The 16,531-nt window shown below is 73.3% G+C and carries 14 protein-coding genes; 7 read left to right on the top strand and 7 right to left on the bottom strand.

Features of this window, described 5'->3' with window-relative positions:
• The first annotated feature begins 236 nt into the window (after positions 1–236).
• From ACIP93_RS16470 to idi, 3 genes are all read left to right on the top strand, one after another.
• Positions 237–1,178 carry a cation diffusion facilitator family transporter gene (locus ACIP93_RS16470; RefSeq protein ID WP_345218665.1) on the top strand — a complete coding sequence of 314 codons (942 nt, stop codon included), beginning with the start codon at positions 237–239 and terminating at the stop codon, positions 1,176–1,178.
• A gap of 242 nt (positions 1,179–1,420) precedes the next feature.
• The gene (locus tag ACIP93_RS16465; RefSeq protein WP_401759759.1) at positions 1,421–2,656 is read left to right on the top strand and encodes a GNAT family N-acetyltransferase; all 1,236 of its coding nucleotides are present in this window, start codon (positions 1,421–1,423) and stop codon (positions 2,654–2,656) included.
• 169 nt (positions 2,657–2,825) lie between these two features.
• Positions 2,826–3,431 (top strand): isopentenyl-diphosphate Delta-isomerase, encoded by a 606-nt coding sequence (gene idi / locus ACIP93_RS16460; protein ID WP_345218663.1) that lies wholly within the window; start codon positions 2,826–2,828, stop codon positions 3,429–3,431.
• Between the two features lie 7 nt (positions 3,432–3,438).
• Here the strand turns inward: idi and ACIP93_RS16455 are convergent, their stop codons facing one another.
• Entirely contained in the window at positions 3,439–3,990 is a 552-nt protein-coding gene (locus tag ACIP93_RS16455) for an ATP-binding protein (protein WP_401759347.1), read from the bottom strand.
• Positions 3,991–4,107: 117 nt separating this feature from the next.
• Entirely contained in the window at positions 4,108–4,770 is a 663-nt protein-coding gene (locus ACIP93_RS16450) for an HdeD family acid-resistance protein (RefSeq protein ID WP_401759345.1), read from the bottom strand.
• Between the two features lie 88 nt (positions 4,771–4,858).
• Between ACIP93_RS16450 and ACIP93_RS16445 the strand changes: the two genes are divergently transcribed.
• Entirely contained in the window at positions 4,859–5,617 is a 759-nt protein-coding gene (locus tag ACIP93_RS16445) for an enoyl-CoA hydratase/isomerase family protein (RefSeq protein WP_401759343.1), read from the top strand.
• 22 nt (positions 5,618–5,639) lie between these two features.
• Here ACIP93_RS16445 and ACIP93_RS16440 read toward each other — a convergent pair whose 3' ends face one another.
• Complete coding sequence (locus tag ACIP93_RS16440) at positions 5,640–6,266, bottom strand: DJ-1/PfpI family protein (RefSeq protein WP_345218656.1); 627 nt, start codon at positions 6,264–6,266, stop codon at positions 5,640–5,642.
• Between the two features lie 40 nt (positions 6,267–6,306).
• A complete protein-coding gene (locus ACIP93_RS16435; protein WP_345218652.1) occupies positions 6,307–7,299 on the bottom strand; it encodes a GlxA family transcriptional regulator in 993 nt (330 codons plus the stop codon).
• A 167-nt stretch (positions 7,300–7,466) separates the two neighbouring features.
• Here ACIP93_RS16435 and ACIP93_RS16430 point away from each other — a divergent pair, with 167 nt between their 5' ends.
• The 3 genes from ACIP93_RS16430 (at position 7,467) to ACIP93_RS16420 (ending at position 11,134) form a co-directional block, all read left to right on the top strand.
• Positions 7,467–8,336, top strand: a complete 870-nt coding sequence (locus ACIP93_RS16430) for an SCO6745 family protein (RefSeq protein WP_345218649.1) — start codon at positions 7,467–7,469, stop codon at positions 8,334–8,336.
• Between the two features lie 101 nt (positions 8,337–8,437).
• Positions 8,438–8,575: an LPFR motif small protein gene (locus ACIP93_RS16425; RefSeq protein ID WP_401759339.1), complete on the top strand. Its 138-nt coding sequence runs from the start codon at positions 8,438–8,440 to the stop codon at positions 8,573–8,575.
• A gap of 111 nt (positions 8,576–8,686) precedes the next feature.
• Complete coding sequence (locus tag ACIP93_RS16420; RefSeq protein ID WP_401759337.1) at positions 8,687–11,134, top strand: Tex family protein; 2,448 nt, start codon at positions 8,687–8,689, stop codon at positions 11,132–11,134.
• Positions 11,135–11,340: 206 nt separating this feature from the next.
• Here the strand turns inward: ACIP93_RS16420 and ACIP93_RS16415 are convergent, their stop codons facing one another.
• From ACIP93_RS16415 to ACIP93_RS16405, 3 genes are all read right to left on the bottom strand, one after another.
• Positions 11,341–12,978: an ABC-F family ATP-binding cassette domain-containing protein gene (locus ACIP93_RS16415; protein ID WP_401759334.1), complete on the bottom strand. Its 1,638-nt coding sequence runs from the start codon at positions 12,976–12,978 to the stop codon at positions 11,341–11,343.
• Positions 12,979–13,609: 631 nt separating this feature from the next.
• Positions 13,610–14,653: an oxidoreductase gene (locus tag ACIP93_RS16410; RefSeq protein ID WP_401759331.1), complete on the bottom strand. Its 1,044-nt coding sequence runs from the start codon at positions 14,651–14,653 to the stop codon at positions 13,610–13,612.
• Between the two features lie 138 nt (positions 14,654–14,791).
• Positions 14,792–16,525, bottom strand: coding sequence for a BCCT family transporter (locus ACIP93_RS16405; RefSeq protein ID WP_380837702.1), 1,734 nt, complete (start codon positions 16,523–16,525; stop codon positions 14,792–14,794).
• Between the last annotated feature and the right edge of the window lie 6 nt (positions 16,526–16,531).

Raw genomic sequence — 16,531 nt, 5'->3', positions numbered from 1 at the left:
ATCATGGTCGATTCCCGCCCCGGCTAACAAACCGCCTCTGCGGGGCCGGGCCCCCGGCCGGGCGCGGCCGGGGGCGCGAGATCGTTCCGGCGCTCTGACCTGCGTACATTTTCCCAGGTCAGAGCACATGACAACGGTGTTCAGTCCCGGCTTGCCCATACCCCCCACCCGTAGTTCACTGGGTGGCGGGCCGCACGGTCCGACACCATTCGTCATGTCTCAGGAGGCGGCTCTTCATGGGGGCTGGGCACGATCACGGGCATTCGCACGGCGGGCCGCCGCCCACGGGCACGGCGGCCGCGGCCTACAAGGGGCGACTGCGCATGGCCCTGGCCATCACCCTGAGTGTGATGGTGGTCGAGATCGTCGGCGGCGTGCTGTCCGACTCCCTCGCCCTCATCGCCGACGCCGCGCACATGGCGACGGACGCGCTGGGGCTGGCGATGGCGCTCCTGGCGATCCACTTCGCCAACCGGCCGCCCACCCGGAACGCCACGTTCGGGTACGCCCGGGCGGAGATCCTGGCGGCGCTGGCGAACTGTCTGCTGCTGCTCGGGGTCGGCGGGTACGTCCTGATCGAGGCGGTGCAGCGGTTCATCACTCCCGCCGAGACCAAGGGCGGCCTGGCTATCGTCTTCGCCCTGGTCGGCCTGGTGGCCAACATGATCTCGCTGTCGCTGCTGGTCAAGGGGCAGAAGGACAGCCTGAACGTGCGCGGCGCCTATCTGGAGGTGCTGGCGGACGCGCTCGGCTCGGTGACCGTGCTGGTGTCGGCGACCGTGATCCTGCTGACGGGGTGGACGTACGCGGACCCGATCGCCTCGCTGGTGATCGGCCTGATGATCGTCCCCCGCACGGTGAAGCTGCTGCGCGAGACCCTCTCGGTGCTGCTGGAGGCGGCGCCCAAGGGCGTGGACATGGCGGAGGTCCGTGAGCACATCCTGGGGACGCCCGGCGTGGAGGACGTGCACGACCTGCACGCCTGGACGATCACCTCGGGGATGCCGGTGCTGTCGGCGCACGTGGTGGTCAGTCAGGACGTGCTGGACTCGGTGGGGTACGAGAAGGTGCTGCACGAGTTGCAGGGGTGCCTCGGGGACCACTTCGACGTCGAGCACTGCACCTTCCAACTGGAGCCGGGCGGACACGCGGTGCACGAGGCGAAGGTCTGCCACTGAGGCCGCCGGGGCGCCGGGGCGGCTGTTAAAGTGATCGAAGAGACGTTCGGTCTCGGACGAAACGCGAGTGATGAAGGGTGATGAGTCGATGACTGTCGTGACGCGCGCTGCTGCCCGCGGCATACGGACCGTCCTCATCGCCCGGCCCCTCGGCTGACCCCGTCACCTTTCCGGTTCATCCGTGGGGGCCCTTTCCTGACAAGGGATCCACGTTGTCCGACAACGTCTTCTTCGACGCCTTCATGACCCTGCACCGCGGCCTGCCCCGGCAGAGCCCCGGTTCGGACCGCACCACCCGGCACCTCCTCTCCCTGGCCGCCCTCGCGGGCCCGCTGCCCGAACGGCCGCGCGTCCTGGACCTGGGCTGCGGCCCCGGCCGGGCGTCGCTGCTGCTCGCCGAGGAGGCCGGTGCGCGGGTGACCGCCGTCGACCTCCACGAGCCGTTCCTCGACGAGCTGCGCGAGGCCGCCGCCGCCCGGGGGCTCGGCGACGCGATCCAGGCCGTCAACGCCGACATGGGCGTCCTCGACGGGCCCGCGTTCCCGGACGGGTCCTTCGACCTGGTCTGGGCCGAGGGTTCGGCGTACAGCATCGGCTTCGACACCGCTCTGGCGCGGTGGAAGCGGCTGCTCGCCCCGGGCGGCGTGCTCGTCGCCTCCGACTGCGAATGGGTCGCCGAGCGGCCGTCGGCGGGCGCCCGCGCCTTCTGGGACCCGCGGTACCCGCTGCGCTCGCGCGCCGACCACGCGGCGGCGGCCGTCGCCGCCGGGTACGACGTCCTCGGTGCGTACCTCCAGCCGGAGAGCGACTGGGACGAGTACTACGGCCCCCTGAGCGAGCGCGTCGAGCGCGCCGACCCGGCCGTGCCCGGCATGGCCGGGGCCCTCGCGACGAGCCGTGAGGAGATCGCGGTCCGCCGTGCGCACGGAGCGGACTACGGGTACACCGGGTACGTGCTGCGGCCCGTCGACCCGCGCTGGCGGACCCGGCCGGAGACGGCCGCCGACATCGCGGCCGTGCACGCCGTCAACGCCGCCGCCTTCGCGACCGGGGCCGAGGCGGACCTGGTGGAGGCGCTGCGCGAGGACCCCGGCGCCTGGCTGGACGGACTCTCCTACGTCGCCGAGGCGCCGGACGGCACGGTGGCGGCGTACGCCCTGATCACCCGCTGCCACGTCGGCGGCGCCCCGGCGGCCGCGCTGGCGCCCGTCGCGGTCCACCCCCGGTTCCAGCGGCAGGGCGCGGGGGCCGCGGTCGTCCGGGCGGTGACCGACGCCGCCCGCGCCCGTGGGGAGAAGCTGCTGCTGGTGCTGGGGCACCCGGAGTACTACCCGAGGTTCGGGTTCGCCCCGGCGTCCCGGCTGGGCATCAGGCCCGGTTTCCAGGTGCCGGACGAGGCCATGACGGCGCTCGTGCTGGACGACGGGGCGCGACTGCCGCGCGGTGAGATCACGTACCCGGCGGCGTTCGGGGTCTGATCCGGCCGCCGGAGGGGAAGTCCTGCCCCTGTCGCACCCGCGACAGGGGCAGGCTCCCGCGGCCCCGCGCGTATTTCGCCCGCCCGTGCGGACGACGTCCGGGCGAAGTACGGACAAGAGGCTTTTGTACGGCAGACTTGGCAGCCGGGCACCGAAGCGAAGGATGGTTATGCCGACCACACCAGCCACTGCGGCGAACAGCGCTCAGAACGGATCAGCGGGCGCCGAGGCCCCCGAGATCCTCCTCGAACTGGTCGACGAGAGCGGCAACACCATCGGCACCGCGGAGAAGCTCTCCGCCCACCAGCCCCCCGGGCAGTTGCACCGCGCGTTCTCCGTCTTCCTCTTCGACGAGACGGGACGGCTGCTGCTCCAGCAGCGCGCGCTCGGCAAGTACCACTCCCCCGGCGTGTGGTCCAACACCTGCTGCGGCCACCCGTACCCCGACGAGGGCCCCTTCGCGGCGGCCGCCCGGCGTACGCACGAGGAGCTGGGCGTCTCCCCCACGCTCCTCGCGGAGGCCGGCACGGTCCGCTACAACCACCCGGACCCGGCGTCCGGGCTGGTCGAGCAGGAGTTCAACCACCTCTTCGTCGGGCTGGTGCAGTCGTCGCTGCGCCCGGACCCGGAGGAGGTCGGGGACACCGCGTTCGTGACGCCCCGGGAACTGGCCGAGCAGCACGCGAAGGACCCGTTCTCCGCGTGGTTCATGACCGTGCTGGACGCGGCGCGGCCCGCCATCCGGGAGCTGACCGGCGACGCGGTGGGCTGGTAGCCCCGTTTCAGCGCGGAGTGAGCGGCAGGGCGGCCCAGATGACCTTGCCGCCGCTCGCGGTGTGCTCGACGTCGCAGGCGCCGCCGGACTCGGCGGCGACCTCCCGCACCAGCAGCAGGCCGCGCCCGCCGGTCTGCGCGTAGTCCGTCTCCAGCGGCCGCGGGCGGTAGGGGTGGCTGTCCTCCACGGACACCCGTATCCAGTCCGCGCCGACCGCCACCTCCACGGCCAGCTCCGGGGAGAGCAGCGCCGCGTGCTTGACGGCGTTGGTGACGAGCTCGGAGACGATCAGCAGGAGGCCCTGCACGAGGTCGTCGGACGCGGGCACCCGCTGGCGCCGGATCAGGTCGCGGACGGCGTGCCGGGCCTGGGGCACGGAGATGTCGACAGCGGGGGCGGTGAAGCGCCAGACGCCCTCGTAGGGCCGGGGCGGTCCCGCGGACTCCTCCGGGTCCGCCGGCCCGTCGCCCGGTGGGGCGTCCACGGCCCCGTCCGGGGGTGGGGCGCTCCCACGGCTCTCCATCATCGGGCACCCGCCCTCACGCTCGGTCGTGACCACGGTTCGAGTGTTCGCGGCCCAGCGGTCCGTACCAGCGCGCTGATCACAAGTTGACGGCAATCGACGGATGGCGACCGGAACTGCAAGCACTGACGGCGGTTTCCGTCCGTTTGGCCGTCAGTGCGCCGACCGGTCCTGGCCTTCCGGCTTCTGGAAGCCGGTCCTGTGCGGAGGCTGTACGGGAGGCCGCCCGGGGGTGGCTGCGGTGCCGGGCTCCATCGCCTCCGACACCATGGACACCACCCGGCGGCCGCCGAACCCGATGGAGACCAGGCCGAGTCCGTCGAAGAGCAGCGCCAGCGAGAAGAAGGTGCCGAGCACGTACAGGCTGGAGTGCGGCCAGTCGAAGAGCACCAGGATGCCCAGCAGCAGGCCGAACGCGCCCTGCACGAGGGTCCACCCGAACTGCGGGCCGCGCACCACCAGGCTGCCGACCACCCGGAAGAGACCGCCGGTGAGGAAGAGCAGCGCGGCGAACATGGTCAGGGCTTCCGCGCTGCCGACGGGATTGCGGATGACGACGATGCCGGCGGCGATGTTGAGGGCGGCGACGACGACGCCGAGCCAGAAGAAGCTGGTGCCGCGCGACTGGACGGACTGGAGCAGTCCGACGAGTCCGCCGACCAGCAGCAGCCAGCCGAACAGCAGCATGGAGGTGAGGGTGGCGAGGCCGGTGTAGACGAGCCCGACGACGCCGCCGATCACCAGCAGGATGCCGAGGAACGCCAGCCAGCCGAAGTCGCGGCTCAGTTTCTTGCTCTCGCGGGTCTGTCGCATCATGTGCGCGCTCCTCGGTAGGCCCCCGTGGCTGCCTCGGCCCCCCGATGCACCGATCATAGGTTCGGGCGGGGCGGATAGCATCCGGCCCATGCAACGGCTTCCCCGGGTGACGCACTCCCTCGCCGGCTCGACCGCGACGGTGGTGCTGAGCAACCCCGCCAAACGCAACGCGATGACCGCGGACATGTGGCGCGAGCTGCCGGAACTGCTGGCCCGGCTGGCCGCCGATCCGACGGTGCGGGCACTGGTCCTCACGGGTGACGGGCCGACGTTCTGCGCGGGGGCGGACATCTCCTCCCTGCGCGATGCCGCGGCGGCCGGCAGTGCGCCGCAGGAGCTGGCGGTACGGGCCGAGGAGGCGCTGGCCGCCTTTCCGAAGCCGACGCTGGCGGCGGTGCGGGGGTACTGCGTGGGCGGCGGCAGCCAGCTCGCGGCGGCCTGCGACCTCAGGTTCGCGGAGGAGGGGGCCCTCTTCGGGGTGACGCCGGCGAAGCTGGGGATCGTCTACCCGGCGTCCTCGACCCGGCGGCTGGCGGCGCTGATCGGCCCGGCGGCCACCAAGTACCTGCTCTTCTCGGGCGAGCTGATCGACACCGGCCGCGCGCTGCGCACGGGCCTGGTGGACGAGGTGCTGCCGGAGGGCGAGCTCGGCAAGCGGGTGGCGGAGTTCACGCGCGTCCTGGTGTCGCGGTCGCAGCTCACGCAGGCGGCGGCGAAGGAGTTCGCGGACGGGCGCACCGACCGCGACGGGCACTGGGCCGAACAGGCGCGCGGCAGCGGCGACACCGCGGAGGGGGTCGCCGCCTTCCTGGAGCGCAGGTCGCCGCGCTTCACCTGGAGCCCCTGAGAGAAGGGGTGGTGACGTCGCGTCAGGTCTGGAGTTCGCTCCGGCAGAACGCGACCACCTCGGCCGGGGCCTTGTCCGGCGAGCCTGCGTCGTACGGCGGCTGCGGGTCGTACTCGGTCATCAGCTGGATGACCTGCGCGACCATGTCCCCCTGGAGGCGGCCCGCCAGGGTCAGGCCCATGTCGATGCCGGAGGAGACGCCGGCGGCGGTGACGTACTTGCCGTCGAAGACGACCCGCTCCCCGGTCGGGCGGGCGCCTAGGGACTCCAGGGTGTCCATCGCCAGCCAGTGGGTGGTGGCGCGGCGGCCGGTGAGGAGGCCCGCGGCGGCGAGGGCCAGCGAGCCGGTGCAGACGGAGGTGGTCCAGGTCGTGGTGGGGTCGACGGCCCGGAGCCAGTCCAGGAGGGCCTTGTTCCCGGTCTGGTTCACCGGGTCGGGGCCGCCGGGGACGACGACGACGTCGGGGCGGGTCACCTCGGCGAAGGTCCTGGTGGCGACCACGGAGAGGCCGCCCCGGTCGTTGCGGACGGGGCCGGTCCGCTCGGCCACGAGGACGGTCTCGGCGCCGGGCAGGTTGCCGAGGGTCTCGTAGGGGCCGACGGCGTCGAGGGCGGTGAAGTTCTCGTACAGGGCGATGGCGATCTGCATGACGGTGCACGCCTTTCGGGGTGGCAGGGCTGATGGTGCGTCAGCCGGTGGGGGTCGTGCCGCGGAAGCGGCGGCGGTATTCGGCGGGAGCCGTGCCGAGCGCCTTGACGAAGGCGCGGCGCATCGCCTCGGGAGTGCCGTAGCCGCAGGCGCGGGAGACGCACTCGACGCCGTCGGGGCCGTCCTCCAGGAGGCGGCGGGCGTGTTCGAGGCGCACCCGGTCCACGTAGCGGCCGGGGGTGACGCCCGTCTCGGCCTGGAAGGCGCGGGCGAAGTGGCGGGGCGAGAGGCGGGCGCGGGCGGCCAGGGCCTCCACGGACAGGTCGGCCTCGGGGTGCTCGGAGACGTACTGCTGAACGTCGCGCAGGGGTGCGCGCCGGGCGGTCTGGGCGGAGAGCTGGGCGCTGAACTGGGCCTGGTTGCCCGGGCGGCGCAGGAACACGACGAGGTGGCGGGCGACGGTCAGGGCGGTGTCCCGGCCGTGGTCCTCCTCGACGAGGGCGAGCGCGAGGTCGATTCCGGCGGTGACACCGGCGGAGGTGGCGATGCGGCCGTCGCGGACGTAGACGGCGTCGGGGTCGACGTCGATCTTCGGATAGGCGCGGGCGAGGTGGCCGGCGACGTCCCAGTGCGTGGCCGCCCGCCGCCCGTCGAGCAGTCCGGCCTCGGCGAGGTAGAAGGCCCCGCTGCACACGGAGACGAGCCGGTCCGCCCGGAGCGCGTGGGCGCGCAGCCAGGCCACGAGCCGGGGGTCGAGGTGCACGGTGCCCGGGCCGCCGGGGACCAGGAGCGTGACGCGGGTGTGCTCGGGCGGGTCGAGCAGGGCGGCGAGGCGGTCGAGGCCGGTGTCCGGGAGGAGGGTGAGGCCGCTGCTGGTGCGGACCGGTCCGCCGTCCACGGAGGCGGTGCGGACCTCGTACGGGGTGCCCGTCGCGACTCCGGCTCCGGCGAAGACCTCGACCGGGCCGGTCACGTCGAGACTCAGCACGCCCTCGAAGAGGACGGCCAGGACGAGATGGCGGTACGCGGTCACGGGGCGGGCTCCTCTCCGGGGCGGTCGGGACGGTGTCCTCATGGTTCCGCGGGGCGGCGCACGGCCGCAATGACGGGTTCCCCACCTTTCCTGCCGTCGGGACGCGTCCTCCCGCGCCGGGCCGACCCGCCCCGGGCGACGTACTGAGCAGTCGGTAACGTGCAGGTATGACGACTTCCCCGCTGCCCGAACGTGCCGGCCGCCGCTGCCACGGCCCCCTCAACTCGTTGCACTCCACGGTCTACTTCTCGCCCGAGTACGCCCAGGAGCTGTCCGCCGTCGGCATCGTGGACGACGCGGCCCCGTTCATGGTGGGCCGGCTGGCCGCGCTGGGCGCGGTCGGGCCCGGCGTGGTCGCCGCGGCCTTCTACAACTACAACTACGACCTGATCGCCCGGGTCGTCCCCGCGGTCTGGGAGACCGCATCCCCCGAGGCCGTGCTCGGCGCGCGCCTGCGGGCCGCCGACGCGGCGCTGCGCAGGCTGCTCGGGGACGAGGTGATCCGCTCCGCGGAGATGGCGGAGGCGGCGGAGCTGGCCCGCACGGCGACCGAGGCCTGCACCCGGCACGCCCGGCCGCTGTACGCCGCCCACGCCGACCTGCCGTTCCCCGAAGAGGCGCACCTCGCGTTCTGGCACGCGGCGACGCTGCTGCGCGAGCACCGGGGCGACGGCCACCTCGCCGCCCTGCTGCACGCCGGTCTCGACCCGGTGGAGGCGCTGGTCAGCCACACCGCGACCGGACGGGGCATGAACCCGCGCTGGGTGCTGCGCACCCGGGGCTGGCGGCGCGCCGACTGGGAGGCGGCCGCCGGACGGCTGCGGGCGCGCGGGCTGCTGGACGCCGACGGCGAACTGACGGAGGCCGGCACCCGGCTGCGGGCCGACGTCGAGGACGTCACCGACCGGCTCGACCTCGCTCCGTACGAACACCTGGGGGCGGCGGGCGTGGCCCGGCTGACCGACCTCGGCCGCGGATTCCTGATGACGGCCGCCGCCGCGGGGGCCTTCCCGGACTCGCTGGTGGGCAAGGGCTGAGACCGGGCGGGTTCGCCCGGGGCGCGGACGGCCACCCGTACCGGGACCGACGTACGGCGTCCGTGCCGGACCCGTCCTTGCGGCGGCCGAGGGAGGACCCCGTGTTCCGAGCCGTCGCCGACGCCCTGCGCACCGTGGGCGGAGCGGTCGCCACCGTCGTGACGCTGCCGTTCCGTCTGCCCGCCGAGCTGTTCGGCGGGGCCTTGGGGGGGGGCGGGCGCGGGACCCGTCGGGTGTGAGCCCGTGACCTGCCTGTCGGTCCCGCACGGCAGAATGCAGGTGCGCCCCCGGTGACACAGCCGGGCGGCGCGCCATGCACTGCCCGCAGGAGAAGGCGAGTCGGTAACACCGTGACGACGTCCATCGAAAGCATCGAAAGCAGGATCGCCGGGGAACTCGGCGTCAAGGAGCGGCAGGTCAGGGCCGCCGTCGAGCTGCTCGACGGCGGCTCGACCGTGCCGTTCATCGCGCGCTACCGCAAGGAAGCGACCGAGATGCTCGACGACGCGCAGTTGCGCACGTTGGAGGAGCGGCTGCGGTATCTGCGCGAGCTGGAGGACCGCCGGACGGCGATCCTCGACTCCGTGCGGGAGCAGGGCAGGCTGGACGCCGCCCTGGAGGCGCAGATCCGCAGCGCCGAGACCAAGGCGCGTCTGGAGGACATCTACCTCCCCTTCAAGCCCAAGCGCCGCACGAAGGCGCAGATCGCCCGGGAGGCGGGGCTGACGCCGCTGGCGGATGGCCTGCTGGGCGACCCGTCGGCCGACCCCCTGGCGGCCGCCGCCGCGTTCGTGGACGCGGACAAGGGCGTCGCGGACGCCGCGGCCGCGCTGGAGGGCGCCCGCTCGATCCTCACCGAGCGCTTCTCGGAGGACGCCGACCTGATCGGCGAGGTCCGCGAGCGGATGTGGACGCGGGGGCGGCTGGCGGCGAAGGTGCGCGCGGGCAAGGAGGAGGCGGGCGCGAAGTTCGCCGACTACTTCGACTTCGCGGAGCCGTTCACGGCGCTGCCCTCGCACCGGGTGCTGGCGATGCTGCGCGGTGAGAAGGAGGACGTGCTCGACCTGGTGCTGGAGCCGGAGGAGCCGTCCGACGCCCCGGGCCCGACCGCGTACGAGAACATGATCGCCCGGCGCTTCGGCATCGCGGACCGGGGCCGTCCGGGCGACAAGTGGCTCGCGGACACGGTGCGTTGGGCATGGCGCACGCGGATCCTGGTGCACGTGGGCATCGATCTGCGGCTCCGTCTTCGTACGGCTGCCGAGGACGAGGCCGTACGGGTCTTCGCCGCGAACCTGCGTGACCTGCTGCTCGCGGCCCCCGCCGGGACGCGGGCGACGCTGGGACTCGACCCCGGCTTCCGCACGGGTGTGAAGGTCGCCGTCGTGGACGCCACCGGCAAGGTCGTCGCCACGGACGTCGTCCACCCGCACGTGCCGGCCAACCGGTGGGACGAGGCGCTGGGGAAGCTGGCGCGGCTGGCGAAGGAGCACGCGGTCGAGCTGATCGCGATCGGCAACGGGACGGCGTCCCGGGAGACCGACAAGCTGGCCGGTGAGCTGATCGCGAAGCACCCGGAGCTGAACCTCACGAAGGTGATGGTGTCGGAGGCGGGGGCCTCGGTCTACTCGGCTTCGGCCTTCGCCTCGCAGGAACTGCCGGACATGGACGTGTCGCTGCGCGGGGCGGTCTCCATCGCGCGGCGGCTACAGGACCCGCTGGCGGAACTGGTGAAGATCGACCCGAAGTCGATCGGGGTGGGCCAGTACCAGCACGACCTGTCGGAGGTGAAGCTCTCGCGGTCGCTGGACGCGGTGGTCGAGGACTGTGTGAACGGGGTGGGGGTGGACGTCAACACGGCGTCCGCGCCGCTGCTTTCGCGGGTTTCGGGCATCGGCTCCGGGCTGGCGGAGAACATCGTCGCGCACCGGGACGCGAACGGGCCCTTCCGGTCGCGCAAGGCGCTCAAGGACGTGGCGCGGCTGGGCCCCAAGGCGTACGAGCAGTGTGCGGGCTTCCTGCGGATCCGCGACGGCGAGGACCCGCTGGACGCGTCGAGCGTGCACCCGGAGGCGTATCCGGTGGTGCGGGCGATGACGAAGGCGGCGGGTGTCGATTCGCTGGTCGGGAACGTGGGCGTGCTGCGCGGGCTGCGGCCGGACACGTTCGTGAACGAGAAGTTCGGCCTGCCGACCGTGTCGGACATCCTCCGGGAGCTGGAGAAGCCGGGGCGCGACCCGCGGCCCGCGTTCAGGACGGCCACCTTCAAGGAGGGCGTCGAGAAGATCGGCGACCTGGCTCCCGGGATGATTCTGGAGGGGGTCGTCACGAACGTGGCGGCGTTCGGGGCCTTCGTGGACGTCGGCGTGCACCAGGACGGGCTGGTGCACGTGTCGGCGCTGTCGAAGAACTTCGTGAAGGATCCGCGGGACGTGGTCAAGCCCGGCGACGTGGTGCGGGTGAAGGTGAGGGACGTCGACATCGCGCGGAAGCGCATCTCGCTGACGCTGCGGCTGGAGGACGAGGCGGGTTCCTCGGCGTCCTCGCGCGGCGCGGGGGGCGGCCGGGCGGGCGACTCCGGTCCGCGGTCCGGCGCCGGGGGCTCGCAGGGGAGGGCTCCGCAGCAGCGGCGGGGCGGGGAGGCACGGCAGCGCGGGCAGGGCGGAGACGCGCGGCAGCGCGGGCAGGGCGGGGGCGGCCAGGGCGCGGGACGGTCCGCGGCGCCCGCGCCGGCCAACAGCGCGATGGCGGACGCGCTGCGGAAGGCGGGGCTGGTGGACCGGGGGAAGCGGGGCTGAGGGGTCCGGGGGCGGGACCTGCGCGGGGCGGGGGCCGGTGCCGGGGCGGGGTTCTTCCCTGCCCCGGCCGGCCCTCCCGCGGGGGCCCGCGGGGTGGTGAACGGCTCCGTGCGGGTGTGTTGCGGCTGGTCGGGCCCTCACGGCGGAGCCGCGCTCCGGCCTGGGGGTCTGACTCCCGACCCGGAAGTCTGACCCCCGGCCCGGGGTCAGACCTCCGTGACCTGCCCGTCCTCCACCAGCACCCGGCGGGTCACGTGGACCGCGTCCAGCATGCGGCGGTCGTGGGTGACCAGCAGGAGTGTTCCCTCGTAGGAGTCGAGGGCGGACTCCAACTGCTCGATGGCCGGCAGGTCGAGGTGGTTGGTCGGCTCGTCCAGGACCAGGAGGTTGACTCCTCGGCCCTGGAGGAGGGCGAGGGCCGCGCGGGTGCGTTCGCCCGGGGAGAGCGTGGTGGCCGGGCGCCTCACGTGGTCCGCCTTCAGGCCGAACTTCGCGAGGAGGGTGCGGACTTCGGCCGGTTCCGTCTCGGGGACGGCGGCGGAGAAGGCGTCCAGGAGGGTCTCCGCCCCGTAGAAGAGACCGCGGGCCTGGTCGACCTCGCCGACGACCACGCCGGGCCCGAGGGCCGAGTCGCCCGCGTCGAGCGGCAGCCGGCCGAGCATGGCGGCCAGCAGGGTCGACTTGCCCGAGCCGTTGGCGCCGGTGATGGCGACGCGGTCGGCCCAGTCGATCTGGAGGGAGACCGGGCCGAAGGTGAAGTCGCCCCGGCGCACGGTCGCCTGGCGCATCGTCGAGACGACCGCGCCGGAGCGCGGCGCGGCGGCGATCTCCATGTGCAGCTCCCACTCCTTGCGGGGCTCCTCGACCACGTCCAGCCGTTCGATCATGCGCTGCGTCTGGCGGGCCTTCGCGGCCTGCTTCTCGCTGGCCTCGCTGCGCATGTTGCGGCCGATCTTGTCGCCGTCGGTGGACTTGCGGCGCGCGTTGCGCACGCCCTTGTCCATCCAGCCGCGCTGCATCTGGGCGCGGCCTTCGAGGGACGCCTTCTTGTCGGCGTACTCGTCGTACTCCTCGCGCGCGTGGCGGCGGGCCGTCTCGCGCTCCTCCAGGTAGGCCGCGTAGCCGCCGCCGAACAGCTTGATCTGCTGCTGGGCGAGGTCCAGTTCGAGGACCTTGGTGACGGTGCGGGTGAGGAACTCGCGGTCGTGGGAGATCACGACGGTGCCCGCGCGCAGGCCGGTGACGAAGGACTCCAGGCGGTCCAGGCCGTCCAGGTCGAGGTCGTTGGTGGGCTCGTCGAGGAGGAAGACGTCGTACCGGGAGAGCAGGAGGGAGGCGAGGCCGGCGCGGGCGGCCTGGCCGCCGGAGAGGCCGGTCATGGGCTGGTCCAGGCCGACGGTGAGGCCGAGGGACGCGGCCACCTCCTCGGCGCGTTCGTCCAGGTCGGCGCCGCCGAGGTCGAGCCAGCGGTCGAGCCCGGTGGCGTACGCGTCGTCCGCGCCCGGCGCGCCGTCGACGAGGGCCTGGGTGGCGGCGTCCAGGGCGAGCTGGGCGGCGGCGACGCCGGTGCGGCGGGCGAGGAAGTCCCGCACGGTCTCGCCTTCGCGGCGCTCGGGCTCCTGGGGGAGGTGGCCGACGGTGGCGGTGGGCGGGGAGAGGCGGAGCGTGCCGGCCTCGGGGGTGTCCAGACCGGCCAGCAGGCGCAGGAGGGTGGACTTGCCGGCTCCGTTGACTCCGACGAGGCCGATGACGTCGCCGGGGGCGACGACGAGGTCGAGGTCGGCGAAGAGGGTGCGGTCGCCGTGGCCGGCGGCGAGGTCTTTGGCGACGAGGGTTGCAGTCATGAGGAGCTGATCCTATTCGAGGGTCGGGACGGGCTTCCCCTGCGCGGGGGGCTTGGGCTCTTGCCGGGGGCGCGGGGAGCTGCGCGCCGGGCCGCGATGCTCCCGGGGGTGCGCCCCTTCAGGGGCGCGGGGAACTGCGCGAGCAACCACGACGCACCCGCACGGAACCGTGCACCTGGCTGCGCGGCGAGCGCTTTAGGGGAAGGGGCGGGTCCGGGGCCTCTTCTGCCCGAGCGGCATGGGCTGAGGCATCCGGCACGGGGGCTGGGCTCCCAGCCTCGGCGGAGGAGTGTGCCCGGCACAGGCGCTTGCGCAGGGGGCGGCACCCGGGTGGGCCGGGAGCGGGAGGGGCCGCCCCCTTGCCCGCCCGTCCCGCCCCCTTGGGGCGGCCCCGTCGCCCAAGGGAGCGGAGGCGGCAGGGCGGCTGCGAAAGCCCAAGGGGGAGCTGCGACGCCAAGGGGGCGAGGGGGACGGGGCACGCAGGTCAGCGGGACGCAGGGGGAACGAGTCAGCGGGACGCAGAGGGAACGGGGCAGCGGGACGGAAGGGAACGGGGCACGTCGGCGAGCGGGACACAGGGGAAGGGGGCACCGAAGCACCGAGGCACAGGGCAGCGGGGCAGGGAAACGGGTCAGGGGGAGGTGGGGGTGGTGAGGACGGAGCCCAGGGTGCGGGCGATGAGGTAGGAGGGGCCGCGGGTGGCCCTCTCGTCCAGGGCGATGCGGTGCCCGCCCGGCTCCAGGAGGCCCTCGAAGACCAGCCGGCCGTGCGTGCGGTGCAGGCGGTCCTGCCGGTAGGCGTAGAGCTGCACCCGGCAGGTGGAGGCGACCTCGACGCCCGCCTCGCCGTCGGCCGCGACCAGGCGGACCAGGCGGCGCTGTTCCGGCGGGGTGGGGTCCAGCGCGTGTTCGACCTGCGCGACGAGGACCGGGACGAGTGGGGCCAGGCCGTCCAGGTAGGCGGGCTCGGCTCCCGCCCGGCCGAAGGCGGCGCGTACCGCCGCCTTCTCGTGTTCGGCGATCGAGGCGCCGAAGAGGACGGCCGCGTAGGTGCGGATCTCCGTGGGCGGCACCCGGTCCGCGTCGGCGGCGATCTCCGCGCCGATGTTGATCGTACGGAGCGCGGCGGCCAGCTTCGCGAGGACGGCGACGCGCGAGCCGATGAGCAGGACCCGGCGGCGGAGCAGGGGCGGCGAGTCGTCGGCCGCGCCTTCGGGGGGCAGCAGGCGGGCGAGTTCGGCCCGGTACTGGGCGGCGTCGAAGCGGAACGGGCCGACTCCGTGGTAGCCGTCGCGTGCGAAGTCGAGGGTGTGCGTGGTCTGCCAGGCGAAGTCGCGCCAGAGGATGTCGCAGCCCCGCTGCTCGATGACGGCCGTGACCGCGCCGCATTCCAGGCCCTCGCACTCCGGGCAGCCGTAGATGACGTACCGGTTGTCCGGGAGCGGGGGCGCGGCTTCGAGGAGGAGTCTGCGGACGTGCGTGACGAAGATCGCGGGCGGGATGTCGGAGGCGAGGGGGGAGACGGCGTCGAGGTCCGAGAGCTGGTGCAGGAGGGGGCGGCCGTCCACGACGAAGTCCATGAAGTCGCGGTGGAGTCGTTGGACCCCGTTGGTCAGGACTCCTCCGGCCCGCGCGGCCGGGGCCAGTCCGAAGGTCGCGTACGCGGCGGCAGACATGGGGGGAGCATTCCCCGGAAAGGGTGGTTGTGTGCGGGGGGCGGGGAATTCGACCGCCCGCTCCTGGCACGGGGGCGCCGGTCTCCGTGGGCGAGCGCCGGTCCCGTGCTCCGCGGAGGGCGCACGGGACCGGACCCGTCAGCGCTGCTTCGCCACCTCCGCCTCCGTCGCCCCCGAGTCCCCGGTGCCCGGACCGATGCGGATCTCGAAGTCGCCGTCGTACTTGTGGTGGCCCTCGATGACGGCCGCCTCGACGGCCTCCACGCCCAGTTCGCCCCGTACGATCAGCGGATCGGAGCGCAGGTCGCGCATCAGGGCCCAGCACATGCCGACCATGACCACCGCGAACGGGGCCGCGACCAGGATGGTGAGGTTCTGGAGGCCCTTGAGGGCGTCTCCCCCGCCGTCGCCGATCAGCAGCATGATGGCGGCGACCGCGCCGGTCACCACGCCCCAGAAGACGACGACCGGCTTGGTCGGTTCGAAGGAGCCCTTCTGGGAGAGCGTGCCCATCACGATGGAGGCGGCGTCCGCGCCGGAGACGAAGAAGATGCCGACGAGGATCATGACCAGGATGCTCGTGACGGTGGCCGCGGGGAACTCGCGGAGCAGGCCGAAGAGCTGGCCCTCGGGCGTCGCCTCGTCGGGCAGGTTGCCCGCGGCCTTCATCTTCATCGCCGTACCGCCGAAGACCGCGAACCACAGCAGGCTGACGGTGCTGGGCACGAGGATGACGCCGCCGATGAACTGGCGGATCGTACGGCCCCGGCTGATGCGCGCGATGAACATGCCGACGAAGGGCGTCCAGGAGATCCACCACGCCCAGTAGAAGACGGTCCAGCTGCTGAGCCACGTCGCGACCTCCTCGCCGCCGGTGGCCTCGGTGCGGCCGATGAGCTGCGGGAGGTCACCGAGGTACGCGCCGATGGAGGTGGGCAGGAGGTCCAGGACGATGACCGTGGGGCCGGCGACGAAGACGAAGACCACCAGCAGCAGGGCCAGCACCATGTTGGTGTTGGACAGCCACTGGATGCCCTTCTCGACGCCGGAGACGGCCGAGGCCACGAAGGCGACCGTGAGGACGGCGATGACGGAGATGAGCAGGCCGGTGCCCGCCTTCTCCATCCAGCCGACCTCCTTCATTCCGCTGCCGATCTGGAGCGCGCCCAGGCCCAGGGAGGCCGCCGAGCCGAAGAGGGTGGCGAAGATGGCGAGGATGTCGATGAAGCGGCCGACTCCGCCGTGGGCGTGCTTCTCGCCGATGAGCGGGGTGAACACCGCGCTGATGGTCTGGCGGCGGCGACGGCGGAAGGTGCTGTACGCGATGGCCAGGCCGACCACCGCGTAGATCGCCCACGGGTGCAGGGTCCAGTGGAAGAGGGTGGTCGCCATGGCGGTCTGCATGGCCTCCTCCGCCCCCTTGGGCGTGGTGCCCGGCGGCGGCGAGGAGAAGTGTCCCAGCGGTTCGCTGACGCCGTAGAACATCAGGCCGATGCCCATGCCGGCGCTGAACATCATCGCGACCCACGAGACCGTCTTGAACTCGGGCTTCTCGCCCTCGTCGCCGAGCGTGATCTTGCCGTAGCGGCTGATCGCGAGCCACAGCGCGAAGACCACGAAGGCGGACGCGGCCAGTATGAACGCCCAGCCGCCGTTGTGGATGAGGCCGTTGAGGAGCTTGGTGGAGACCGACTCCAGGGAGTCGGTGGCCAGGGCGCCCCACAGCACGAACGCGAGCGTCAGGGCGGCGGTGACGCCGAACACGACGCGGTCCGTGTGCGGTCTGTGGGTGGTGTGCGGGCTGCCGGGCAGGTCCGCCATGAGCGGCGAAGCTGCCCGGCCGTTGCCCGGCGGCTGGTCGTCGTGGGACACGTGGGT

This window comes from Streptomyces sp. NPDC088745, from assembly GCF_044751045.1.
Lineage (GTDB): Bacteria > Actinomycetota > Actinomycetes > Streptomycetales > Streptomycetaceae > Streptomyces > Streptomyces cremeus.
The sequence above is the reverse complement of the archived record's forward strand: the minus strand, read 5'-3'. Positions and strand labels throughout refer to the sequence as shown.

Coding starts and splice junctions, on each gene's coding strand:
- ACIP93_RS16430 (WP_345218649.1), top strand. CDS start 7,467: ATGACGACTTCCCCGCTGCCCGAACGTGCCGGCCGCCGCTGCCACGGC.
- ACIP93_RS16450 (WP_401759345.1), bottom strand. CDS start 4,770: ATGATGCGACAGACCCGCGAGAGCAAGAAACTGAGCCGCGACTTCGGC.
- ACIP93_RS16445 (WP_401759343.1), top strand. CDS start 4,859: ATGCAACGGCTTCCCCGGGTGACGCACTCCCTCGCCGGCTCGACCGCG.
- ACIP93_RS16410 (WP_401759331.1), bottom strand. CDS start 14,653: ATGTCTGCCGCCGCGTACGCGACCTTCGGACTGGCCCCGGCCGCGCGG.
- ACIP93_RS16465 (WP_401759759.1), top strand. CDS start 1,421: ATGACCCTGCACCGCGGCCTGCCCCGGCAGAGCCCCGGTTCGGACCGC.
- ACIP93_RS16470 (WP_345218665.1), top strand. CDS start 237: ATGGGGGCTGGGCACGATCACGGGCATTCGCACGGCGGGCCGCCGCCC.
- ACIP93_RS16440 (WP_345218656.1), bottom strand. CDS start 6,266: ATGCAGATCGCCATCGCCCTGTACGAGAACTTCACCGCCCTCGACGCC.
- ACIP93_RS16415 (WP_401759334.1), bottom strand. CDS start 12,978: ATGACTGCAACCCTCGTCGCCAAAGACCTCGCCGCCGGCCACGGCGAC.
- idi (WP_345218663.1), top strand. CDS start 2,826: ATGCCGACCACACCAGCCACTGCGGCGAACAGCGCTCAGAACGGATCA.